This is a genomic window from Amycolatopsis sp. WGS_07 (assembly GCF_045278895.1).
Lineage (GTDB): Bacteria > Actinomycetota > Actinomycetes > Mycobacteriales > Pseudonocardiaceae > Amycolatopsis.
On the sequence record NZ_CP136053.1, the window covers coordinates 8,599,167 to 8,621,103 of the forward strand.

Genomic DNA, 21,937 nt, shown 5'->3' on the forward strand with positions numbered 1-21,937 from the left:
CCCTCACGACCAGCCGCACCAACGCACCCAACCCAACCAGGCACCCACACCACCCCCGCACCCCGATACGAAGCCAAAAACACGCGCGGAACGGCTTGTCAAGGCATCTTTCCCGCCTTGACAAGCCGTTCCGCGCGTAGTCACACTCAGCTTCGGGGTGCCCCCACCGAGAACCAGGCGCAATGTCGCCCCCAGGCGACGAGCCGACTCAAGGCCGAGGAATATTCCGCAAATTAGACTTAGCCAACTCCAACATCTTCCCCACCCCGCCACTCAACACAGTCTTACTAGCCGCCAACGCAAACCCTTTAACCTGCACCGCGGTAATATTAGGCGGAATAGACAACGCATTAGGATCAGTAACCACATCCAACACCGCCGGCCCGTCGTGCGCGAGAATATCCCGAATCCCCTCCCGCACCTCCCCCGGCTTCTCCACCCGCCGCGAATACAACCCAGCCGCCCGAGCAATCCCGGCAAAGTCAACCTGATCGTGGTCAGTGCCGAACTCCGGCAACCCGTCCACGAGCATCTCCAGCTTCACCATCCCCAGCGAAGAGTTGTTGAACACCACAGCCTTGACCGGCAAGGCATGCGTCTTAAGCGTCAACAACTCCCCCATCAACATCGCCAACCCGCCATCCCCGCACATAGCCACCACCTGCCGCCGGGGATCCGCAGCCTGCGCCCCAATCGCATGCGGCAACGCGTTAGCCATACTCCCGTGCACAAACGACCCGAGAATCCGCCGCCGCCCATTAGGCGTGACATACCGAGCCGCCCACACATTGCACATCCCAGTGTCCACAGTGAACACCGCATCGTCGGCAGCTTCTTCATCGAGCACATCAGCGACATACTCCGGATGCAGCGGAACATGCCGAGAAACCTCAGTGGTGTAAGCATCCACCACCCGCTGCAACCCACGCTCGTGCTTACGCAGCATGGCATGCAGGAACGACCGATCCTCCCGCTCGCGAAGCCGGGGCAGCACCGCCCGGATCGTCGCCCCGACGTCCCCCTGCACCCCGAACTCCAGCACCGACCGCCGCCCCATCCGCGACGGATCGATGTCCACCTGCACGGTATTCCGCTGCGGCAGGAAGTTGTCATACGGGAAGTCCGTACCAAGCAACAGCACCAGATCAGCCTCGTGCATAGCCTCGTAGCAGGCCCCGTATCCGAGCAGCCCGCTCATCCCCACATCGAACGGGTTGTCGTACTGCACGAACTCCTTGCCCCGCAACGAATGCCCCACCGGCGCCCCGACCGCCTCCGCGAGCGCGAGCACCTCGTCATGCGCGTCACGGCACCCCGCACCCGCCATGATCATCACCTTCTCCGCCCGATCGATCCGATCGGCGAGACGGGCGATGTCGGCCTCGGCAGGCACCACCGCGGGCGGGCTGCCCAGCGACGCCGACTCCCCGGTGGCGTGCGCGGCAGGCTCGTGCGACACGTCGCCGGGCAGCACCAGCACCGCCGCTCCGCGCCGGCCGACCGCGTTCTGCACCGCGATCCGCGCGAGCCGCGGCATCTGCTCGGGCGAACTCACCATCTCGCAGTAGTGCGAGCACTCGGCGAACAGGTGCTGGGGATGCGTTTCCTGGAAGAACCCGGTGCCAATCTGCGTCGACGGGATGTGCGAGGCGATCGCGAGCACCGGCGCTCCCGAGCGGTGCGCGTCGTAAACGCCTTGCAGCAGATGGAGATTGCCCGGTCCGCAGCTGCCCGCGCACACCGCGAGCCGCCCGGTGAGCTGTGCCTCGGCCGCGGCGGCGAACGCACCGGCCTCCTCGTTGCGCACGTGCACCCAGTCGATCCCGCCGCGCGCGGAACCGCCGGTGCGGCGCACCGCGTCCACGACCGGGTTGAGGCTGTCGCCCACCACCCCGTAGATCCGGCGCACCCCGGATTGCACCAGAACGTCGATCAGCTGGTCGGCCACCGTCGCCATGCTTGCGTGTCCCTTCGTGAGAGTCCCTTCGCAGTCTGGCATCGATCGGGCGATCCGCCACCGCATTGACAAGTAATGTTGTCAATGGCACGGTGATCAGGACCGACCCGAGGAGGAACACCGCCCATGCCCCGCGAGTTCGAGGTGCGCAAGGAAATTCAGCTGCCCGCGCGGCCCGAGGCCGTGTGGGAGGCGGTCGCGACCGGGCCCGGCATCGACTCGTGGTTCATGGGCCGCCACGAGGTCGACGCCGCCGCCAAGCGGATCCGGTTCAGCCTCGGCGAAATGCGCACCGAGGCGGAGATCACCGCGTGGGACCCGCCGCGCCGGTTCGCCTATCGCGGCGAGGCGGCCGAGGACGGCACGTTCGACGCGATGGAATTCCTCGTGGAAGCGGCCGAAGGCGGCACTTCTGTACTGCGATTCGTGCACCGCGGGTTCGCCGAGGACGGCTGGGACGACGAGTACCACGAGTCCTACGCCGTCGGCTGGGAGATGTACCTGCACACGCTCGCCGAACTGCTGGCCCACTTCCCCGGCCGCTTCGCGACGTACGTGACCGCGGACGGCCCGGAGTCGTCAGCGAGCCGGGACGCCTGGCCCAAGCTGCTGGCCGCGCTCGGCCTGCCCGCCGAACCGGCCGTCGGACAGGCGGTCCGGTTCACCCTCAACGGTGAACCGGTAGAGGGCGTCCTCGACTACTCGACCCCGAACTACGCCGGGGTCCGCACCTCGGACGCCCTCTACCGGTTCCACGAACGGTCGCTGCTCGGCATGCCGATCGGGGTCGGGCACCACCTGTTCCGGCCGGACGTCGACGAGAAGGCCGAAATCGCGACCTGGAGCCGCTGGCTGGCCGACACGCTCAGCTGACGAGTCACCGGCGGCGCAGCAGCAACGCCGCGCCGCCGGCCGCCACCAGGGCGCCGGCGATCACGTTGCCGGTCACCGCACCGGCCGAGGGCACTGTTTCGTCGCCGTACCGCAGCAGGAACGGCGATACGGCGGCCCACGCACCGAGCACCGGCAACACCCAGGTCAACGCCTGAGCGCCGGAATCCCTCGCGCGCATGGCCGCGAAAATGACGATCGCCAGCCCGGCGACCGTGTTGCTCACCGCGAGTTCCGCCGCGCCGCCGAAGCGCATCAGCCACGGCGCGGCGATCAGGTACAGGCCGGCCAGCACAGCGAGGCCCGCTGCGCCGCCGACGACCGCGGTCTTGCCGGACATCGTGCTGGTGGACATCTCGGATCACCTCAGCAGATCTCGGTTCCACCCGTCGGGTACCCAGATTCCGGCCGGGGATTCACGCCCCCGCGGCGGCGCACGCCTCGCGCAGGCCGCTGCGCACGGGTGCCTCGATGCCGGACACCGCGAACGCGCGCAGGACGAGCGGCCTGGTGGCCACGATCGAAAGCGCCGGCCGGGCGCGCCTCGCTTCTTCCAGCGCGCGAAGCCCGGCGCAGCTCAGATAGCCGACCCGGGACAGGTCCACGACCAGCTTCCCGCCCGCCCCGGAGGCGGCGCTGAGCGCGGTGCGGAACTGCCCCACCGAGGCGACGTCGATCTCGCCCGCCGCCGTGACCAGCACGATGTCGCCGTCCCGCCTGCTGGTGAAGACGGTGAGGCCGGCGCCCCCGCGAAAACCCATTCGCGGAAGGGTACGCGCCCGCGCCGCCCTGGCAAACCGTTCAGCCGCGGCCAGGTGGGGCAATTCACCAGAACGTCACTGCTGGGCGAGCAGCTTTTCGCGCAGCTCCGGCAGGTCCGCCAGACCCTCCCGGACGGCGAAGTCGACAAACGGCCGCATCTGCTCGCGCGGCGCGAGCGACCAGTCGAGCGGACCCAGCGGCGGCTGCGGGTCGTATTCGATGCCGAACTGGACCAGCCGCGCGGCGTCCGGCCCGCTCATGCGCTCGACCAGGTGCAACGCCAGGTCGATGCCCGCCGACACCCCGGCCGCGGTGATCACCGCGCCGGTGTCCGCCCAGCGCTGCCGGACCGGCTCGGCGCCGAACGCGCGCAGGGTCTCCAGGAAGGTCCAGTGCGTCGTCGCCTCGCGTCCTTCGAGCAGTCCAGCTTGGCCGAGCAGCAGCGAGCCGGTGCACACGGACGACATCAGCTCAGCGGTCTTCGCGGCCTGGCGGAGATAGCCGATGAGCGTCTCGTCGCCGAGCGCGCGCATGGTCGGCGCGCCGCCGCCGGGGACCAGCACCCACGACGGGTCCGGAACTTGTGCGAAAGTGTGGCTCGGCGCGATGCGCAGCGGCGTGTCAGAGTCGAGGGTGTCCAGGGTTTCGCCCACGACCGCGACCCGCACCGAGGGTTCGGCCGCGGCGTAGGCGGTGAGCACCTGCAGCGGCCCTACCAGGTCCAGGACGGTCAGGCCGGGGTAAACGACGAATGCGAACGTCTTCTGGGTCATGCCGCTACCCTCCCGCCGCCGGGACCCGGCCGGGACACGCGTGTCCGAAATCCTGCGAAGCCGGTTGATTCGGCCGGGCGAGCTGCTACCGTGCGGCCATGCCGAGTACCGCCCGGCAGGTCGTGATCCTCGGGTACCCCGACGCCGAACTGCTCGACATCGCCTGCGTATCCGACGTTTTCGACGCCGCCACCCGGCTCGGCGCGGCCCGGCCGTACGAGGTCCGGCTCGCCACCGTCGACGGGCTCCCGTTCGCCTGCCAGTCCGGGCTCACGCTCGCCCCGCACGCCCGGATCGACCAGATCCGCGGCCCGCTCGACACGTTCGTCGTCGCGGGCGGGCTCGGCCACCACACCGCGGCCAAGGACGAACGGCTGCTCGCGCACGTACGGCGGCTGTCGCAGCAGAGCCGGCGCACGGCGTCGGTCTGCACCGGGGCGACCGTGCTGGCCGCAGCGGGGCTGCTGAGCGGCCGTCGCGCGACCACGCACTGGTCGCACGCTTCGCGGCTGGCCGAGCAGTACCCGTCGGTGACAGTGGATCCGGTGCCGCTTTTCGTGCGCCACGGCGACGTCTACACCTCGGCCGGCGTGACCAGCGGACTCGACCTCACCCTCGCCTTCGTCGAGGAGGACCACGGCCCGACGCTCGCCCGCGAAGCCGCCCGCACGCTGGTCACCTACCTGCAGCGGCCCGGAAACCAGGCGCAGGTGAGCATGTTCCTCGCCGGCCCGCCGCCGGAGCACCGGCAGGTCCGCGACCTCACCGCGTACGTCGCCGAGCATCTCGCCGACGACCTCGGCACCCCCGCGCTGGCGAGCCAGGCCGGCATCAGCACCCGCCAGCTGACCCGGCTGTTCGACGCCCATCTCGGCACCACGCCGGGGAAATACGTGCGGACGGTGCGTGCCGAACACGCCGCCCGCCTGCTGTCCGGCACCGATCTGCCGCTCACCGCGATCGCGCGCCGCTGCGGTTTCGGTTCCACCGAGACGCTCCGGCAAGCGTTTCTGGACCATTTCGACACTCCGCCCTCGGCATACCGCCGCGTGCACCTCCGTTCTGCGCACGCCTGAACGAAACGCCCGCTTCCTCCCCCACCCGGGACGGGTGAACCCCGAGCCGGGAAGGCAGGATGTCCGCCGTGGCACCGCACGACTACCCCGATCAGGACCCCGACGACACCGGCCCGCTGCCGCGAGTGCCGGGCGAGCCGCCCGCGTCCTCCCCCGTGCCGCCAGCCACCCCGCCGCGCGCCCGCCCGGACGGCCCGCGCCGCCCGCGCCGCGAACCCGGCCGCCCGCCCGAGCGCACGCGGCCGCCGGAGCGCACCGGCGAGCCGACCGAACGCCCACGTCCGGCCGACCGCACCGGCGACCCGGGGCGGCGTCCCGAGCGATCCGGCGAACCCCGGCGTCCGCGCGCCGCCGCACCACGTCCCGCCCAGCCCGGCACCCCGCGCAGCGGCACGCAATCCGGCGAACTGCGCGTACCCCGCCGCCCCGGCGACACCCCGCCGCCCGGCACCCGCCGCCGTCCCCCCGCCCGTCCGCCACAGTCCGAAAAGGACACTCCGAAACCCCCAGCCGCCAAGGAAACCGGCCACGGTCACGGTCATGGACACGGCCCGGCCGCCCCCGCGTCGCAACGCGTCCGCAAACTCCTGATCTGGCTTCTGTCCCCGCTGGCACTGGCCACCGTCGTCGGCATGATCGTGCTGTACCCGTGGGGCAGCTCGCTGCCGAAAAGCGCGGTACCGCAAGGCACCCCGGTGCAAGCGGCGATCACGACCGCGACGTCCGGCCCGTGCCTGCAACCCGGCCAAGTCCAGGTCGGCTCGCAACCAGATCCGGACGCGAAACCCTGCCTCACCGTCGACCTGCAGATGAGCGACGGCCCAGCAGCCGGTAAACCGCTCCGGCTCACCGTGCCGATCGAACCGAGCACGCCGCGCTTCACCGCGGGCGACAAGGTCGTGCTGGCCTACAACGGCGGCAACCCGCTAGACCCGCAGTCCTTCACGCTGGTCGACTTCCAGCGCGGCACGCCGCTAGTACTGCTGGCCGCGCTGTTCGCGGTCGCCGTGCTCGTCCTCGGCCGCTGGCAGGGCCTGGCGGCGCTGGTCGCGCTGGTGCTGAGCTTCGTGGTGATCGTCCTCTTCGTACTGCCCGCGATCCTCGCCGGAGAAAACCCGCTCGTAGTGGCGATCGCCGGGGCAGGCGCGATCATGTTCCTCGCGTTGTACCTGACGCACGGCCTGTCCGCGAGAACCTCAGTCGCCGTGCTGGGCACCTTGGTCAGCCTCGCCCTGATCGGCATCCTGTCCGCGATCTTCTCCTCCGCCGCGTCCCTCACCGGCCTGGACGACAGCACCACGACCCTCATCGCCTCGCTAGGCCACGGCATCGACGCCCGCGGCCTGCTCCTGGCCGGCATCGTGATCGGCGCACTAGGCGTCCTGGACGACGTAACGATCACCCAGACCAGCGCAGTCTGGGAACTACGCCGCGCCAACCCGTCCCTCAGCTGGCGCGAGCTGTACAGCTCAGGCCTGCGAATCGGCCGCGACCACGTCGGCTCCGCCGTAAACACCCTGGTCATGGCGTACGCAGGCGCCGCACTCCCGGTAATGCTCTACTCGGCGATCTCCGGCGTGGGCCTAGGCGCCCTGCTAGGCAGCGAAGACATCGCCGCGGAAATCATCCGCACCTTGGCCGGTTCAGTAGGCATCGTCGCCGCGGTCCCGGTGACAACGGTCCTGGCCGCCCTGATCGCCGCCCGCGAACCGGTAGAACACCTCATCAACACCACTACGCCACACCAGTAACACCAGCCCGCCCCGGCAGAACGCGGACGTCGCGAATGAGGTACGAAGACCGCGACCCCCGCACCCGAGGAGGGCCCGTGTTCTCAGCCGCCCTGGCCTGCCCCAGAGTCACCGTGCACCTGATCCGCAGACTGTTCGCCTCGGTGCTCGAAGCGGCCGAAACAGTCCCCCGGATAGCCACCGCCCTGGACGAGGTCCGAGCAACCCTGCGCCACCTGGAACGCCTGCTCACCTACGTAGCCGAAGAACTCCCAGAACTAACCGACCACCTCGACCACATCCGCGCCCGAGTAGCCGCGTTGGAAGAACACACCCGAGAACCAGCCGGACACGAGTAACCCAGCCACACCGGCGGCGGCGAATTACAGAGTCGCCACAAAGCGGCTAACCGCTTCCATAGGAAACCGCTGCAAATACTTCCCGCTAGGAGCAGCCGAAGCCAGCCGGTACAACGGCCTCTCCGCCACCCCGTCCCCCCGAGCCTCGGACCGCAATTCCGCCACCAGCAGCTCCGAAAACACCAGCCCGTTAGCCTCGGTATTGTTCAAAACCGCATCAGCCAGCCGCCGCAACTGAAGCGCCCCCAGCTCCCTGCCCCCAGTCCCGGAAAACACCGCCAGATCCAGCTTCACCGCCCGCCGCCGATGCCCGGCGTTCACCAGCAGCGCCACCGTCCGGCTGCCCCGGACGTCGCTGATCACCACGTCCAGCCGGGGCGCCTCCAGCAAATCCACCCGCCGGATCCCCCAGGTGCGCACGATCAGCGTCGTGCCCTCCAGCCAAATCCGGCGGCGATAAGCGAACACCACGACATACAGCAACGGCAACGCGACAACCGCCGCGACGATCAGCCCCGGCACCTGCCCGGCGATCAGCCCGACAATCCCGCCGAAAGCCGCGGCGAGGATCAGCACCCCGAAGATCCCCGACCAGGCACGCCGACGGCGCAGTTTCGGCTCGTCCGCGAACAGCGGCAGCCGCTCGGCAGGCTTCTCGTCGTTCCCGCTCACTTCACGTCTCCTGGCACAAAGGGGTTGGCGGCGCGCTCGCGCCCGATACTGGTGGCCGGTCCGTGGCCGGGCAGCACGACGGTGTCGTCGGCGAGCGTGAGCAGTGTGCGCAACGAATTCTCCAGGTCGGAGCCGGCTCCGCCGGTGCGCCCGACCGAACCGGCGAACAGCGTGTCCCCCGTGAACACCAGCCTGCCACCCTCGCCGGTCTCGACGGTGAACGCCACCGAACCCGGCGTGTGCCCGGGAAGCGGGACGACGCCGACGGCCAGCCCGGCCGCCTCGACCTCGTTCCCGGTGAGCGGTTCGTACTGCCCGTCGTACCATTCGGCGTCGCCCGGGTGCAGCCAGACCGGCGCGCGATACGCTCGCGACAGCTCGGCCGCCGCGCCGACGTGGTCCGGATGGCCGTGCGTGGCGAGCAGCGCGACGGGCGTCAGGCTGTGCTCCGCCAGCGCCTCGGCCAGGGGTTCGGCAGCCCCCTCGCCCGGGTCGACGACGAGGCACGGGCCCCCGGCGGCGGGGGCCAGCAGATAGCAGTTCGAGCGCAGCGGACCCGCGGCGAACCCGGCGACGAGCACCTAACCCTCCTCCCCGGAAGCGGCCTTGATCACGACCCGGTGAAGACTAGCCGCCCCTGTACGGAGTCCTAACAGGCTGTGCCCATACACTGCCGCTACCTCAGACGTGTGACTTCGAGCGGAAACTGGAGGGCGGGTGGCGACCAACCAGCAGCGCCGAGAAGCCGCAAAGCGCAAACTCGAGCGGCAGCTCGTGCGCCGGGCGGAACAGGCGAAGCGACGCAAGATCGTGGGCGCTGGAGTGGTCGGCGGTGTCGTCCTCATCGTCGCCGGTCTCGTGGTGTGGATCGTGAACAGCGGCGGCAGCGGGGACGAGCAGTCCGCGACGCCGCCGCCGTCCAGTTCCGCGCCGCCGGTCCCGAGCGTCACGAACATCCCCACCGAGCGCACCGCGCTGCCCAAGCGGCCGAAGGCGCTGCCGAACCCGACGACGTGCTCGTACCCGGCCGACGCCTCGGGCAAGCCGCCGTCGGGCAAGAAGGCGACCGCGCCGGACGGCAAGAACGTGTCCTCGAGCGGGACCGTGAACATCACGATGAAGACCACCCAGGGCGACATCCCGATGACGCTCGACCGCGCGCTCGCCCCGTGCACCGTGCAGGCGTTCGAGGCGCTGGCGAAGCAGGGCTTCTTCACCGACACGATCTGCCACCGCCTCGGCGTCACCGACCTGCAGATGCTGCAGTGCGGCGACCCGGACGCGAAGGGCGACGTGCTGAAGGACGGCCGCGGCGGCCCGGGCTTCACCGTGCCGGACGAGTTCATCGACACCGCGAAGTACGGCCGCGGCATCCTCGCGATGGCCAACACCGGCCAGCCGAACAGCGGCGGCAGCCAGTTCTTCATGGTCTACGGCAACGCGCCGCTGCAGCCGCAGTACACGATCTTCGGCAGCATCTCCGACGAGGGCTTGAAGGTGCTCGACAAGATCGCGAAGAACGGCATCGGCGCGATCGGCCAGGACGGCTCGACCGGCGAGCCCAAGCAGCCGGTCAAGTTCACCGCGGTCACGGTTTCCTGAGTTGACGGTCCGAGTCGAGATCGGCGGCGCCGCACCCGGCGCCGCCGATCTCGCCGCCGCGGCGACCAGCTACGGCCACTTCACCGCGATGCAGGTCCGCGACGGGCGCGTGCGCGGCCTCCGCTACCACCTCGACCGGCTCGCGACGAGCACCCGGGAGGTGTTCGGCAGCGAACTGGACACCGACCTGGTCCGGAGCTATGTCCGGCGGCTCGTGGCCGGACAGGGCGCGCTGTCGGTGCGAGTGATCATTTTCTCCCGATCGTCGCCGCACGACGCCGCGATGACGCCCGAAATCCTCGTGCGCACCGCGCCGCCCAGCGAGCACGTGGCGACCCCGATGAGGCTGCGCTCCGTTGCCTACCAACGGGATCTGCCGCACGTGAAGCATCTCGGCGGCTTCGGTCTCACGCACCATTCGCGCGCCGCCGCCCTCGCCGGGTACGACGACGCGGTCTTCCTCGCCGGCGACGGCCGGATCAGCGAGGCGACGATCTGGAACGTCGGCTTCCTGCGCGGCGGGACGATCGTGTGGCCGGAGGCCGAGGTCCTGCCGGGGATCACGTACCTGGTGCTCGCGGAGCAGCTGCGCGCGACCGGCGTGCCGCAGGAGACGCGTCCGGTGTACCCGGCGGAACTCCCGGAGTTCGACGCGATGTTCCTGACGAACTCCGCGACCATCGGCCGTCCGGTCGCCTCCGTGGACGACGTGCCGCTGCGCACCTCGCCCGTCGCGGCGAAGCTGCTGACGGCGGCTTACGAAGCCGCGCCGTGGGACGAGATCTGACGCCGGTGCTCGACCCAGACATTGGGCTCGACGTAGACCGCAGAGTCCTGCGCCACTGACACCAGCACGGGGCTCAGCGCGCCTTCCACGACCACCGGGCCGTCGGTGTCGAACGGCAGCCCGGTCCATTCCCGCCACTGCGCGAGCGTGCCGGGGATGGTCATCGACACCGGGCAGACCTTCAGGATCCGCCCGCCCGCGCGCACATGGACCCGCAACCACGGGTCGTACGGCAGGCCGTCGTCGCGCGTCCGGAACGCGTACTCGCCCATCGGGGTCTCGGGCTCGTCGGCCTTGCGCGACGGCCGCACCGGGGCGTAGAGCACCTCATGGCCGAGACGGAAAGCGTTGTCCCGCAAAGCTTTCACCATCACGGACGCGAGTCCGGTGCCTTGCTGTTCCTTGCGGACGACGATCTCCAGCGCGGTCGCCGCGTTGCGTTCCCGGCCGGCCAGCCGGTCGGCGTGCTGCCACCTGATCACCTCGTCCCAGCCGGCGTCGGGCAGCTCCTCGCGCCCGGGGCCGCCGAACGCGAAGGGCGTCGAGTAGGCCTTCGCGACCGGCTCGTCCCCGTCCGTCGCGAGCAGCACGTAGTCGGCGACGGTGTCGAGTTCGCCGTAGTACAGGTGCCCGGTCGGGTTGTGCTGCATGAAAACCGGCCACGACCGGTCGAAGTCGGCGTGGTCGGTGGTCCGGAAGATCTCCGGGTTCCGGCTGCGGTGGTGGATCGTCAGCGCCACAGGCCCAGTCTTACCAGGCCGTCAACCGTTTATCTCGCCGGTCAGTGCCGGTCAGCGGTAGGTGAACTTCGGCGCGCGCCGGTTCAGGAACGCGTCCACGCCCTCCGCGTAGTCCTCCCCGTGCAGCGCGGCGAGCCGGATCTCCTCCACCTCGTCGTCGGTCTTCTCCTGCCCCGCCACGATCTTCTCGATGATCCGGTTCATCCCGCGGATCGACGCCTGCGACCGCCCGCACAGCGTTTCGGCGAACCGTGTCGTCTCCGCTTCCAGCTCCGCGGCCGGGAAGACGTCGTTGACCAAGCCGATCTCGCGGGCCCGGGGCGCGTCGACGAGTTCGCCGGACAGCAGGAAGTACTTGGCGTGCGCCGGGCCGACCAGCGACACCAGCTGCCGCGTCGAGGCGAAGTGGTAGACGATGCCGAGTTTGGCCGGGGTGATGCCGAAACGCGCGTCGTCCGCGGCGAAGCGGAAGTCGCAGGCGACTGAGATCTGGCAGCCGCCGCCGATGCAGTTGCCCTGGACCATTGCGATCGTCGGCTTGCGCATCGCGGTCAGCGCCGCCACCGCGCTGTCCACGGCCTCGTCGTACTTCGCGGCGGCGTCCGCGGTGGAGCGCAGCTCGCGGAACTCGCCGATGTCCGCGCCCGCGGAGAAATGCCGGCCCGCCCCGGTCAGCACGAGCACCTTCAGCTCGGGATCGGCCTCGACCTCGGCCGCCACGCCCGGGATCGCCGCCCACATGCCGTGGGCGATCGCGTTCATCTTCTCCGGGCGCGAGAACGTCAGCCGGGCCACGGCGCCTTCGCGGGTGAACTCGAGTCCGTCCGTCATGTCCAGCACCCTAATGCGCCTTAGCGGCGATCCCGCTGTGGGACAGGTCACCGGCCTAACCGGACAGCCGCGCCGTCAGCTCGCCCCTGCTGCGCACCCCGACCTTGCCGAACACCGACTTCAGGTGGTCCTGCACGGTGTTCGCCGAGATCCCCAGCCGGGCCGCGATGTCCGAAGTGGACAGTCCAGACAGGACTTCCCGGCACACGTCGCGTTCGCGCGCGGTCAGCCGGTAGGCCGCGAGCAGCACGTCCAGCAGCTCGCCGCCGGAGGCGCGGCGGAGCGTCACCACGACGTCGCGGGCGTCGTCGTCCGAGACCAATCTGCTGGCCTGCAACACAATCCAGCCGCCGTGGGCGTCGCGGACCCGCGCCCGGAACGTCCCGCTCGCTGCCGACTGCGCGCCGACCGCGACCGCCCGCACCAGCACCGCGAACCGGCCGTCGGCGATCGCGTCCAATTCGGACTCCCACGCGCCGACGCCCTCGGTCGCCCCTCGGCGGCGGCCGTCCGGGCCGACCACGACGATCGCCGGTTCGACCGCCGAAACCGCGCCCCGCGCGAGCGCCGCGACCCGGGTGGCGGCGGCGAGCGTCGGCCCGATCGAGGTCAGGAACTCCACCTCGCGGTCGCTGAACTCGCCGCGGCGCACCAGCCCGGCCGCGGCCCAGCAGACGCCGTCCGCGCGAAACCCGACCCGCAGTTCGCTCTCCAGCCCGAGCGGCCGCCACACCCGCGCCCACCGGCCGCTGCGCTCGCGTTCGCGCCGAGGCAGGTCGGAAAGCCGGGCCACCGGCACCGGACGCCGGGCCAGCTGGGCGAAAGTGTGCGGTTCCGCGCCGTCGTACTCATACGTCGCCAGCAGCGGCTCGTACTCCCCCGGGATCCGCGCGCGGCCGCTGGTCATCGAGCTGATCACCGCGGTGTCCGGGTCCAGCGACGCCCAGCAGGTCAGTTCCGTCGGCACGATCCGGTCGACCAGGTCGATGGCCGCCGCGTGCAGTTCGGCGACACCGCATCCGGTCGCGGCGAGAGCCGCCAGCTCCCGCCGTACGCTCCGCGCCCGGCCTTCCCACACCGACGCAGTATGCGCGCGCCGCTCCCGCGCGGACATCCCTGATTTCCGGGATGGTCCGGCCACCAGGGCCTTTCTAGCTTCGAGGGCATGACCATTCATCTCAGCACCGCGGGCGAAGGCCCTGAACTCGACACCAAAGACGCGACCGTGACGGTGAAAGCGGCCGCCGAGGACACCGGCGGCTACGAACTGTTCGAGGTCGACGCACCACGCGGCCCGGCCGTCCCGCCGCACGCCGACCCATGGGCGAAGGCGTTCTACGTCCTGCACGGCCGGCTCACCGTCTGTCTCGACGGCGAACTGCACGACCTCGGCCCCGGCTCCTGCGTGCACATCCCGGCGGGCACTCCCAACACCTTCACCGTCCACTCGCCGCACGCGAAATTCCTGGTGTTCACCCCGGACGACGCGATGGGCCGGTTCTTCCGCGAAATCGACCGCACCGTGCCGTCCGACGCCCCGTGGCCGGACGCGGTGCCGCTGCTCGGCGACATCGCCGCCCGGCACGGGGTCGCGTTCGGGGAGCTGGTGCCGTGAACGCCCGCCGGACCTCGCCGGAATCGCAGACCCGCTGCACCTGCTGGCGTTCCCGGGAGAAATGCTCCTGTTCGACCGCCCAGCCGAGCACCCGGGGATACCCCCGGGCCCGGCCGAGAAGCTGCCAGCCGTCCGCCTGTACGCCGCCGGACCGGCTATGAAGCCGACGTCACCCGGTACACGTCGTACACGCCTTCGACGCCGCGCACGACCTTCAGCACGTGCCCGAGGTGCTTCGGATCGCCCATCTCGAACGAGAACCGGCTCACCGCCACCCGGTCCCGCGAGGTCGTGACCGAGGCCGACAGGATGTTCACCTTCTCGTCCGCGAGCACCTTCGTGACGTCCGACAGCAGCCGGTGCCGGTCGAGCGCCTCGACCTGGATCGCCACCAGGAACACCGAGGACGACGACGGCGCCCACTCCACCTCGACCAGCCGCTCCGGCTGGGTCCGCAGGTCGTCGGCGTTCGTGCAGTCCGTCCGGTGCACGCTCACGCCGCCGCCGCGCGTCACGAAGCCGAGGATCTCGTCGCCCGGCACCGGCGTGCAGCAGCGCGCCAGCTTCGCCCAGACGTCGCTCGCGCCCTTGACGATGACGCCGACGTCGTTCGAACCCCGGCGGCGCGTGACCGTGGACGGCGTGGCCCGTTCGGCCAGCTCCTCCTCGGCCTCCTCGACCCCGCCGATGAGCGCGACCAGCCGCTGCACCACGTGCTTCGCGCTGGTGTGCCCCTCGCCGACAGCCGCGTACAGCGACGAAATGTCGCCGTGCCGCAGCTCGGTGGCGACCGAGCCCATCGACTCCGCCGAGACGAGCCGCTGGATCGGCAGCCCGACCTTGCGGATCTCCTTGGTGATCGCTTCCTTGCCCGCGTCGATCGCCTCGTCGCGGCGCTCCTTCGCGAACCACTGCCGGATCTTCGCGCGCGCCTTCGGCGAACCGGCGAACTGCAGCCAGTCGCGGCTCGGCCCGGCGCTTTCCGCCTTGGACGTGAAGATCTCGACGACCTCGCCGTTCTCGAGCTTCCGCTCGAGCGCGACCAGCCTGCCGTTCACGCGGGCGCCGATGCAGCGGTGGCCGACCTCGGTGTGCACCGCGTACGCGAAGTCCACCGGCGTCGAATCCGCGGGCAGCGTGATCACGTCGCCCTTCGGCGTGAACACGAAGATCTCGCGCGCGGCCAGCTCGTAGCGCAGCGATTCGAGGAAATCGCCCGGGTCCGCGGCCTCGCGCTGCCAGTCGAGCAGCTGCCGCATCCACGCGATCTCGTCCAGCTCCATCGCGTTGTTGCTGGCGTGCGTGCCCTTGGTTTCCTTGTACCGCCAGTGCGCGGCGATGCCGTACTCGGCGGTGCGGTGCATGTCGTAGGTGCGGATCTGCACCTCGAGCGGCTTGCCGTCCGGCCCGATCACCGTGGTGTGCAGCGACTGGTACACGCCGAACCGCGGCTGCGCGATGTAGTCCTTGAACCGTCCCGGAACCGGCTGCCACAGCGCGTGCACCACGCCCATCGCGGCGTAGCAGTCGCGCACGTCCTCGACCAGGATCCGCACGCCGACCAGGTCGTGGATGTCGTCCAGGTCGCGGCCGCGGACGATCATCTTCTGGTGGATCGAGTAGTAGTGCTTCGGGCGGCCCTCGACCTTCGCGGTGATCCGCGACGACACCAGGTTGTTCGTCAGGTCCGCGATCACCTTGCGCAGGTAGGTGTCGCGCGAGGGCGCGCGGTCGGCGACCAGCCGCACGATCTCGTCGTACTTCTTCGGCTGCAGGATCGCGAACGCGAGGTCCTCCAGCTCCCATTTGACCGTGGCCATGCCGAGCCGGTGCGCCAGCGGGGCGAGCACCTCGAGCGTCTCGCGCGCCTTGCGGGCCTGCTTCTCCGGCGGCAGGAAGCGCATCGTGCGCATGTTGTGCAGCCGGTCGGCGAGCTTGATGACCAGGACGCGCGGGTCCTTCGCCATCGCGATCACCATTTTGCGGATCGTCTCCGCTTCGGCTGAGGTGCCGAGCTTGACCTTGTCCAGCTTCGTGACGCCGTCGACCAGCTCGCCGACCTTGTCGCCGAAATCGGCCTTCAGCTGCTCCAGGGAGTAGCCGGTGTCTTCCACCGTGTCGTGCAGGAGGGCTGCTACGAGAGTGGTGGTGTCCATGCCCAGCTCGGCGAGGATGGTGGCTACCGCGAGGGGGTGGGTGATGTACGGGTCGCCGGACTTGCGGCGTTGTTCGCGGTGGAGTTCTTCGGCGACGTCGTAGGCGCGTTGCAGCTGGCCCAGGTCGGAGTTCGGGTGCAGTTCGCGGTGGATGACCGCCAGGGGTTCGAGGACCTGTTTGACCGGGGCGGCGCGTTGGGCGGTGATGCGCCGGGCCAGGCGGGCGCGGACGCGGCGGGTCGCGGACGGGTTCGGGGCGGCCCCGTTGGCCCGGGGACCGGTGTCCGCGGCGGTGACGCCTCCCTTGGCGGGGACTCCGCCTTTGGCGGGGACGTCGGCGTCAAGCTCTTGGCTCACCCGCACCTCCAGCTGCTTCGTGCGGCTTCGAACCTTCAGGGTAACTGGTTGGTCTGACCGGGAGTCTGGTGACGTGCCGTTGCGCTGTGTTGCCGAGGGGCTCGTCGCCTGGCGGCGACATTGCTGTGGTGCTTGCGTGGGGGCACCCCGAAGCCTGATTGTGCTGACGGTCTGGTGGTGCTTGTCAAGGCGGGAAAGATGCCTTGACAAGCACCACCAGACCGCAGGGAGGCTTCGTATCGGGGTGCAGGGCGGGGGCTGGCTGCTGCGCTGGGGTTAGACGGTGCGGAGGGTGTGGACCTGGCGGCCGCCCAAGGCGGCGCGGCCGCCTAGTGCTGCTAGTTCCAGAACTACCGATACGCCGGTCACCGTTGCGCCTGCGTCTTCCAGGAGTTTCGCGGTTGCGGCGACGGTGCCGCCCGTCGCCAGTACGTCGTCCAGGACTGCGATTCGTTGTCCGGGTTTGACCACTCCGGCGGGCAGTTCGACGCTGGCGGTGCCGTACTCCAGGGAGTAGTCCACCCTGCCCGCCACCGACGGGAGCTTGCCCGGTTTCCGGACCAGGACTACGCCCATACCTCGGGAGTAGCCGACCGCTGCTGCCAGGAGGAAGCCGCGGGCCTCGACGCCGGCGACCAAGTCGGCCGCCGGGTCGAGGGTTTCCGCTAGTGCGTCGGCGACTGCGGCGAAGCCATCGGCGTCGGCGAACAGCGGGCTGAGATCGCGGAACAGGACGCCGGGTTCCGGGAAGTCCGGTACCTCGGCGATCAGGTCCAGAGCCTCGTCGAGCTTCATCCCGTCAGCGCTTCTTCTTTCCGGACGGACGCTGCTTCGGGTGCCGCGCGGGAACGCCGGCGGCAGCGGCCATCGCCTTTTCCTTGCGGAGTTCGGCGGCCAGCTGGTCGTCGTCGTTGGCGTCGAAGTCGTCCGCGTCCGCTTCGCGCTTCGCGGCCTTCGCCCGGCGGGCGGCGACCCGGTCGGCCTGCTGCTTGTACTGCGGGTCGCGCATCTTGAAGTCGACCAGCAGCGGCGTCGCCAGCGCGACCGACGACAGGACGCCGACCAAGGTACCGGTGAGCTGCACCAGCGCCAGGTCCTGCAGCGTGCCCGAGCCGAGCAGGATGTAGCCGACGATCAGCAGGCCCAGGATCGGCAGCAGCGCGATGAACGCCGTGTTGAACGAGCGCATCAGCGTCTGGTTCAGCGCGAGGTTCGCCGCTTCCGCGTACGTCCGCCGCGACAGGCCGAGCAGGCCGCGGGTGTTCTCGCGAACCTTGTCGAACACCACCACGGTGTCGTACAGCGAGAACCCGAGAATCGTCAGCAGGCCGATCACCGTCGCGGGCGTGACCTCGAAGCCGACGAGCGAGTACACGCCCGCCGTGACCACGATGTCGTGCAGCAGCGAGACGAGCGCCGCCAGCGCCATCCTCGTGTCGAAGTAGATCGCCAGGAAGATCACGACCGCGACCAGGAACACCGCGAGCGCGATCAGGGCCTGGCGCGAGATCTCGTCGCCCCACGACGCGCTCACCGCGCTGTCGCTGATCGCCTGCACGCTCGACTGGCCGTTGCTGCCGACCGGGCCCAGGTCCTCGAAGATCTGCTTCTTGACCTTCGCCACCTGGTCGGCGGTGAGGGTCTCGGAGCGGGTCTGGATGGTCGACGCGTTGCCGGTGCCGACCGTCTGGGTCTCCGCCGGGGCCTCGCCGAGGGCGGTATTGAACGACTTGATCACCTGGTCCTGGGTGATCTGGCCGTGCGTGCCGTGCGCGGGCAGCTGGATCTGCGTGCCGCCCTCGAACTCGATGCCCACGTTGAAGCCGCGGAAGACCATCGAGCCGATGCAGACCAGCAGCAGCAGCGCGAAGAACGTGTACCAGCGCTTGCGCGAGCCGACGATGTCGACCGCGCCGGTGCCGACGTAGAGCCGGTGGAAGAAGCTTTCCTTCTTGCCGGGCTTGGCCGCGGCGCCCTCAGCGCTGTTCGAGCTGTTCGAGCCTTCCGGGCTCTCCGAGGTGACGCCCGAGGTTTCGTCGCTCACGTCAGGCCTCCTTCACGTTCGCGCGGCGGCCGGGAGCGGGGCGCGTGGACTTGCGCGCCGCGCCGAGCTTCTGGACGGCGCCGAGGCCGAGATGCCGGGGATTGGACAGGAACTTCGACTTCGAGGTGGACACCATGGCCACGAGCGGATGCGTGACCAGGTAGACGACCACGAGGTCGAGCACCGTCGACATGCCGAGGGTGAACGCGAAGCCCTGCACGTCGCCGACCGCGATGATGTACAGGATCGCCGCGGCGAGGAAGCTGACCGCGTCCGAGGCCAGAATCGTGCGCCGCGCCCTCGTCCAGCCGCGCGGCACCGCGGACCGGAAGGTCCGGCCCTCCCGGATCTCGTCTTTCAGCCGTTCGAAGTAGATGACGAACGAGTCCGCCGTGATGCCGATCGCGATGATCAGGCCGGCGACGCCCGCGAGGTCGAGCGTGTACCCGATCCACCGGCCGAGCAGCACCAGCACCGCGTACACGAGCAGGCCGGACAGCACCAGCGACCAGATCGTGAGGATGCCGAGCAGCCGGTAGTAGAACAGGCAGTAGACGAACACGACGGCGAGGCCGATCGCGCCGGCGATGAGGCCGGCCTGCAGCGAGGCGTAGCCCAGCGTCGCGGACACCGTGGTGGCGTCGGACGAGTCGAACGACAGCGGCAGCGAACCGTACTTGAGGATGTCCGCCAGGTTCTTCGCGTCGGTCTGGGTGAACTTGCCGGTGATCTGCGTGTTGCCGCCGAGGATCGCGTTCTGCACGGTCGGCGCGGACACCACGTTCGTGTCCAGCACGAACGCCGCCTGCTTGCCGATGTTGGCCGACGTGAAGTCGCCCCAGGTCTTGCCGCCCGCGCCGTTGAAGCTCAGGTCGACGATCCACTGGCCGCGCGTCTGGTCGTAGCCGGAGTTCGCGTTGGAGATCTCGGTGCCGGGGATGAACTCCGGGCCGAGCACGTACTTGTTCGCGCCCTTGTCCCCGCAGGTGACCAGCGGCTTGTCCGGAAGGTCGTTGCCCTCCAGCGGGTCGTGGGCGTTGGGCGCGCAGTTGAGCGCGGCGAGCGCCTTCTGCTGCGCGGCCTGCGCGGCGGCGGCCTCCTGCTGGTTCTTCGGGTCCTTCGGCATCAGCGCGGGAGCCTGGCGCACCTCGCGGGCCTGTTCGATCGGGTTCTTGCCCGCGTCGCCGCTGCCCGAGGCCGGAGCCGACGGCGTCGTGCTCGGCGGCTGCTGCGCCGGGGCGCCTTCCGCTCCCCCGCCGCCGGCCGGCTGGCTCGGCGGCGCGCTCGGCGCGCCGGACGGCGGGGCCGCGGGCGGCGCGCCCGGGGTGTTCGGGACCGAGGTGATCACCTGGCGGATGCCGAGCTTGGCGGTCCTGGCGAGGTTCTTCGCCTGGTCGCCCTGCTCGCCCGGCACGGTGATCACGATGTTGTTGCCGTCGAGCACCACCTCGGCGCCGCTGACGCCGATCCCGTTCACCCGGGTCTCCAGGATCTGGCGCGCCTGGTTCAGCGACTCGCGGGTGGGCTGGCTGCCGTCGGGCGTGCGCGCGGTGAGCGTGACCCGAGTGCCGCCCTGCAGGTCGATGCCGAGTTTCGGCGTCGGTTTGCCGCCGCCGGTGAAGAACACCAAGGCGTACAGCGCGACCACGATCAGGGCGAAGAAGGCGAGATAGCGTCCCGGGCGGAGATGCCCGGCCGATGGTGCCACGGTGCTTCGGTCTCCTCGAACTGGCACGGACTGGATGGACCCCAAGTGGTTCGGGTGCGCGAGCCGGAAGGGGGTCCCCCGGACGCGGCTGGGCGTGAACTATGACGGCGGACACGCACGCAGCACCGAGACAGTACTCGGTGCTGCGTGAGCCCGGCGTTCGCCCGTACCGACTTTCGTCGGCTGTGGGCGGATCACTGCCCGGTGAAGCGCGAAGGCTACTTCTTCCCGTGCTCGAGCGGGGGCGCCACCTGCGCACCGGAGGTCTGCTTCTCCTCGGCGGAGATCGACTCCTGGGCCGGCGCCTCCGAAGAAGTCGCCGGGGCCGCCGCAGTCTCCTTGGCCGACTCGACGCCCGCGGCCTCGGTCTCGGCCGAGTCCTCGTTCTCCTCGCCCTCGACGACCGGCTCGACCTTCTCGCGCACCGCGAGCCGCAGCCAGGTGGTGACGACGCCCGGCGCGATCTCGATGTCGATCGTCGTGTCGCTGCTCGTGTCGGCGACCGTGCCGTACAGGCCCGACGTGGTCATCACGCGGTCGCCCGGGGCGATGCTGTTCTGCATCTCCTGCTGAGCCGCCTGCTGCTTCTTCTGCTTGCGGGTGCCCATGACGAGCGGCACGGCCACCACGAGCAGCAGCAGCAACGGCAGCAGTAACTGGTTCATGACTCTCCTCGACGGACGCCTCGCTCGGCTGCCCGCGTCCGGTTTCGACGGATGTGCTGTATTCGAGTGTGCCAGGTACCGGCGGAAACGCCACCACCCGGGCCGCTGTCCGCCCTTGTCAGGCCTGGTCGAACAGCGTCGGACCGCCCGGATCGGGCCGCCCGGCCTCAGGGGGCGGCACCAGTCCGAGGTGCTGCCACGCGGCCGCGGTCGCGACCCGGCCGCGCGGAGTGCGGGCGAGCATACCGGCCCGGACCAGGTACGGTTCGCACACCTCCTCGACCGTAGTGGCCTCCTCGCCGACCGCGACCGCGAGCGTCGAGATGCCCACCGGTCCCCCGCCGAACGAGCGGGTCAGCGCGCCGAGCACGGCCCGGTCCAGCCGGTCCAGCCCCAGCTCGTCGACGTCGTAGACCTTCAGCGCGGCCTGCGCGACCTCCAGGGTCACCTTGCCGTCGGCGCGCACCTCGGCGTAGTCGCGGACCCGGCGCAGCAGCCGGTTCGCGATCCGGGGGTGCCCCGCGAGCGGCCGGCGATCTCGGCGCAGCCGTCGCGGTCGATCTCGATGCCGAGGATCGTGGCGGCGCGGCGGACGACCAGCTCCAGTTCGGCCGCCGAGTAGAACTCCATCTGGCCGGTGAAGCCGAACCGGTCGCGCAGCGGCCCGGTGAGCGAGCCGGACCGGGTGGTGGCCCCGACCAGCGTGAACGGCGCGATCTCCAGCGGGATGCTGGTCGCCCCCGGTCCCTTGCCGACCACGACGTCGACCCGGAAGTCCTCCATCGCGAGGTACAGCATTTCCTCGGCGGGCCGGGCGATGCGGTGGATCTCGTCGATGAACAGGACGTCGCCGGGCGCGAGGTTGGACAGCATCGCGGCCAGGTCGCCCGCGCGTTCGAGGGCGGGCCCGGAGGTGATCCGGATGGCCGCGCCCAGTTCGGCCGCGACGATCATCGCCATGCTCGTCTTGCCGAGGCCGGGCGGGCCGGACAGCAGCACGTGGTCCGGCGGCACGTCGCGCCGCCGCGCGCTCTCCAGCACCAGTTCCAGCTGTTCGCGGACGCGTTCCTGCCCGACGAACTCGTCCAGTTTCCGGGGCCGGAGCGAGGTTTCCAGGTCGCGTTCGCCGGTCTGGGCGAGCGCGGACAGCGTTTCGTCGTCCGCCTCGTACCCGCCGGTGTCGAACTCGGTCACTTCGTGGTTCATCGGCGG

21 protein-coding genes and 1 pseudogene are annotated in these 21,937 nt (G+C 70.2%); 7 read left to right on the forward strand and 15 right to left on the reverse strand.

The window, feature by feature from the left end; all coding sequences use genetic code 11:
- Positions 1–208: 208 nt before the first annotated feature.
- Positions 209–1,957 carry a pyruvate dehydrogenase gene (locus RPX00_RS40420; RefSeq protein ID WP_406633594.1) on the reverse strand — a complete coding sequence of 583 codons (1,749 nt, stop codon included), beginning with the start codon at positions 1,955–1,957 and terminating at the stop codon, positions 209–211.
- A gap of 126 nt (positions 1,958–2,083) precedes the next feature.
- On the opposite strand from RPX00_RS40420, the gene RPX00_RS40425 reads away from it, so the two are divergent.
- On the forward strand, positions 2,084–2,830 hold the full coding sequence (locus RPX00_RS40425; RefSeq protein WP_406633596.1) for an SRPBCC domain-containing protein: 747 nt from the start codon (positions 2,084–2,086) through the stop codon (positions 2,828–2,830).
- Between the two features lie 4 nt (positions 2,831–2,834).
- On the opposite strand, the gene RPX00_RS40430 is transcribed toward RPX00_RS40425, so the two are convergent.
- The 3 genes from RPX00_RS40430 to RPX00_RS40440 form a co-directional block, all read right to left on the reverse strand.
- Entirely contained in the window at positions 2,835–3,203 is a 369-nt protein-coding gene (locus tag RPX00_RS40430) for an SPW repeat protein (RefSeq protein WP_406633598.1), read from the reverse strand.
- A gap of 61 nt (positions 3,204–3,264) precedes the next feature.
- Complete coding sequence (locus RPX00_RS40435; RefSeq protein ID WP_406633600.1) at positions 3,265–3,609, reverse strand: STAS domain-containing protein; 345 nt, start codon at positions 3,607–3,609, stop codon at positions 3,265–3,267.
- 75 nt (positions 3,610–3,684) lie between these two features.
- A complete protein-coding gene (locus RPX00_RS40440; RefSeq protein WP_406633602.1) occupies positions 3,685–4,383 on the reverse strand; it encodes a DJ-1/PfpI family protein in 699 nt (232 codons plus the stop codon).
- A gap of 98 nt (positions 4,384–4,481) precedes the next feature.
- On the opposite strand from RPX00_RS40440, the gene RPX00_RS40445 reads away from it, so the two are divergent.
- The 3 genes from RPX00_RS40445 to RPX00_RS40455 all read left to right on the forward strand — a co-directional run bounded on the left by RPX00_RS40445 (position 4,482) and on the right by RPX00_RS40455 (position 7,548).
- On the forward strand, positions 4,482–5,459 hold the full coding sequence (locus RPX00_RS40445) for a GlxA family transcriptional regulator (protein WP_406633604.1): 978 nt from the start codon (positions 4,482–4,484) through the stop codon (positions 5,457–5,459).
- A 59-nt stretch (positions 5,460–5,518) separates the two neighbouring features.
- The gene (locus RPX00_RS40450; RefSeq protein WP_406633606.1) at positions 5,519–7,210 is read left to right on the forward strand and encodes a YibE/F family protein; all 1,692 of its coding nucleotides are present in this window, start codon (positions 5,519–5,521) and stop codon (positions 7,208–7,210) included.
- Between the two features lie 77 nt (positions 7,211–7,287).
- The gene (locus RPX00_RS40455; RefSeq protein WP_406633608.1) at positions 7,288–7,548 is read left to right on the forward strand and encodes a hypothetical protein; all 261 of its coding nucleotides are present in this window, start codon (positions 7,288–7,290) and stop codon (positions 7,546–7,548) included.
- A gap of 24 nt (positions 7,549–7,572) precedes the next feature.
- On the opposite strand, the gene RPX00_RS40460 is transcribed toward RPX00_RS40455, so the two are convergent.
- Both RPX00_RS40460 and RPX00_RS40465 read right to left on the reverse strand, forming a co-directional pair.
- Positions 7,573–8,220, reverse strand: a complete 648-nt coding sequence (locus RPX00_RS40460; protein WP_406633610.1) for a hypothetical protein — start codon at positions 8,218–8,220, stop codon at positions 7,573–7,575.
- Complete coding sequence (locus RPX00_RS40465) at positions 8,217–8,801, reverse strand: MBL fold metallo-hydrolase (protein ID WP_406633612.1); 585 nt, start codon at positions 8,799–8,801, stop codon at positions 8,217–8,219. The genes RPX00_RS40460 and RPX00_RS40465 overlap by 4 nt, the downstream gene beginning before the upstream one ends.
- A gap of 136 nt (positions 8,802–8,937) precedes the next feature.
- On the opposite strand from RPX00_RS40465, the gene RPX00_RS40470 reads away from it, so the two are divergent.
- Both RPX00_RS40470 and RPX00_RS40475 read left to right on the forward strand, forming a co-directional pair.
- Positions 8,938–9,822, forward strand: a complete 885-nt coding sequence (locus RPX00_RS40470) for a peptidylprolyl isomerase (RefSeq protein ID WP_406633614.1) — start codon at positions 8,938–8,940, stop codon at positions 9,820–9,822.
- 1 nt (position 9,823) lies between these two features.
- Positions 9,824–10,609, forward strand: coding sequence for an aminotransferase class IV (locus tag RPX00_RS40475; protein WP_406633616.1), 786 nt, complete (start codon positions 9,824–9,826; stop codon positions 10,607–10,609).
- Here the strand turns inward: RPX00_RS40475 and RPX00_RS40480 are convergent.
- The 3 genes from RPX00_RS40480 to RPX00_RS40490 are packed head-to-tail and all read right to left on the reverse strand — an operon-like array spanning position 10,579 to position 13,294.
- Positions 10,579–11,349, reverse strand: coding sequence for an N-acetyltransferase (locus tag RPX00_RS40480; protein ID WP_406633618.1), 771 nt, complete (start codon positions 11,347–11,349; stop codon positions 10,579–10,581). The genes RPX00_RS40475 and RPX00_RS40480 overlap by 31 nt on opposite strands.
- 51 nt (positions 11,350–11,400) lie before the next feature.
- The gene (locus tag RPX00_RS40485) at positions 11,401–12,180 is read right to left on the reverse strand and encodes an enoyl-CoA hydratase/isomerase family protein (RefSeq protein WP_406633620.1); all 780 of its coding nucleotides are present in this window, start codon (positions 12,178–12,180) and stop codon (positions 11,401–11,403) included.
- A 55-nt stretch (positions 12,181–12,235) separates the two neighbouring features.
- On the reverse strand, positions 12,236–13,294 hold the full coding sequence (locus RPX00_RS40490; protein WP_406633622.1) for a LuxR C-terminal-related transcriptional regulator: 1,059 nt from the start codon (positions 13,292–13,294) through the stop codon (positions 12,236–12,238).
- A 51-nt stretch (positions 13,295–13,345) separates the two neighbouring features.
- On the opposite strand from RPX00_RS40490, the gene RPX00_RS40495 reads away from it, so the two are divergent.
- Positions 13,346–13,795, forward strand: a complete 450-nt coding sequence (locus RPX00_RS40495; RefSeq protein WP_406633624.1) for a cupin domain-containing protein — start codon at positions 13,346–13,348, stop codon at positions 13,793–13,795.
- Positions 13,796–13,950: 155 nt separating this feature from the next.
- On the opposite strand, the gene RPX00_RS40500 is transcribed toward RPX00_RS40495, so the two are convergent.
- The 6 genes and pseudogenes from RPX00_RS40500 to ruvB all read right to left on the reverse strand — a co-directional run bounded on the left by RPX00_RS40500 (position 13,951) and on the right by ruvB (position 21,931).
- Positions 13,951–16,308 carry a RelA/SpoT family protein gene (locus RPX00_RS40500; protein ID WP_406633626.1) on the reverse strand — a complete coding sequence of 786 codons (2,358 nt, stop codon included), beginning with the start codon at positions 16,306–16,308 and terminating at the stop codon, positions 13,951–13,953.
- Positions 16,309–16,584: 276 nt separating this feature from the next.
- Entirely contained in the window at positions 16,585–17,103 is a 519-nt protein-coding gene (locus tag RPX00_RS40505) for an adenine phosphoribosyltransferase (RefSeq protein WP_406633628.1), read from the reverse strand.
- Positions 17,104–17,107: 4 nt separating this feature from the next.
- The gene (gene secF, locus RPX00_RS40510; RefSeq protein WP_406633630.1) at positions 17,108–18,352 is read right to left on the reverse strand and encodes a protein translocase subunit SecF; all 1,245 of its coding nucleotides are present in this window, start codon (positions 18,350–18,352) and stop codon (positions 17,108–17,110) included.
- Between the two features lies 1 nt (position 18,353).
- The gene (gene secD / locus RPX00_RS40515; RefSeq protein WP_406633632.1) at positions 18,354–20,060 is read right to left on the reverse strand and encodes a protein translocase subunit SecD; all 1,707 of its coding nucleotides are present in this window, start codon (positions 20,058–20,060) and stop codon (positions 18,354–18,356) included.
- A 218-nt stretch (positions 20,061–20,278) separates the two neighbouring features.
- Positions 20,279–20,725: a preprotein translocase subunit YajC gene (gene yajC / locus RPX00_RS40520; protein ID WP_406633634.1), complete on the reverse strand. Its 447-nt coding sequence runs from the start codon at positions 20,723–20,725 to the stop codon at positions 20,279–20,281.
- Between the two features lie 118 nt (positions 20,726–20,843).
- Positions 20,844–21,931 (reverse strand): annotated as a pseudogene (ruvB, locus tag RPX00_RS40525) (Holliday junction branch migration DNA helicase RuvB).
- Positions 21,932–21,937: the final 6 nt, after the last annotated feature.

Coding starts and splice junctions, on each gene's coding strand:
- RPX00_RS40420 (WP_406633594.1), bottom strand. CDS start 1,957: ATGGCGACGGTGGCCGACCAGCTGATCGACGTTCTGGTGCAATCCGGG.
- RPX00_RS40425 (WP_406633596.1), top strand. CDS start 2,084: ATGCCCCGCGAGTTCGAGGTGCGCAAGGAAATTCAGCTGCCCGCGCGG.
- RPX00_RS40430 (WP_406633598.1), bottom strand. CDS start 3,203: ATGTCCACCAGCACGATGTCCGGCAAGACCGCGGTCGTCGGCGGCGCA.
- RPX00_RS40435 (WP_406633600.1), bottom strand. CDS start 3,609: ATGGGTTTTCGCGGGGGCGCCGGCCTCACCGTCTTCACCAGCAGGCGG.
- RPX00_RS40440 (WP_406633602.1), bottom strand. CDS start 4,383: ATGACCCAGAAGACGTTCGCATTCGTCGTTTACCCCGGCCTGACCGTC.
- RPX00_RS40445 (WP_406633604.1), top strand. CDS start 4,482: ATGCCGAGTACCGCCCGGCAGGTCGTGATCCTCGGGTACCCCGACGCC.
- RPX00_RS40450 (WP_406633606.1), top strand. CDS start 5,519: ATGTCCGCCGTGGCACCGCACGACTACCCCGATCAGGACCCCGACGAC.
- RPX00_RS40485 (WP_406633620.1), bottom strand. CDS start 12,180: ATGACGGACGGACTCGAGTTCACCCGCGAAGGCGCCGTGGCCCGGCTG.
- RPX00_RS40490 (WP_406633622.1), bottom strand. CDS start 13,294: ATGTCCGCGCGGGAGCGGCGCGCGCATACTGCGTCGGTGTGGGAAGGC.
- RPX00_RS40495 (WP_406633624.1), top strand. CDS start 13,346: ATGACCATTCATCTCAGCACCGCGGGCGAAGGCCCTGAACTCGACACC.
- RPX00_RS40505 (WP_406633628.1), bottom strand. CDS start 17,103: ATGAAGCTCGACGAGGCTCTGGACCTGATCGCCGAGGTACCGGACTTC.
- yajC (WP_406633634.1), bottom strand. CDS start 20,725: ATGAACCAGTTACTGCTGCCGTTGCTGCTGCTGCTCGTGGTGGCCGTG.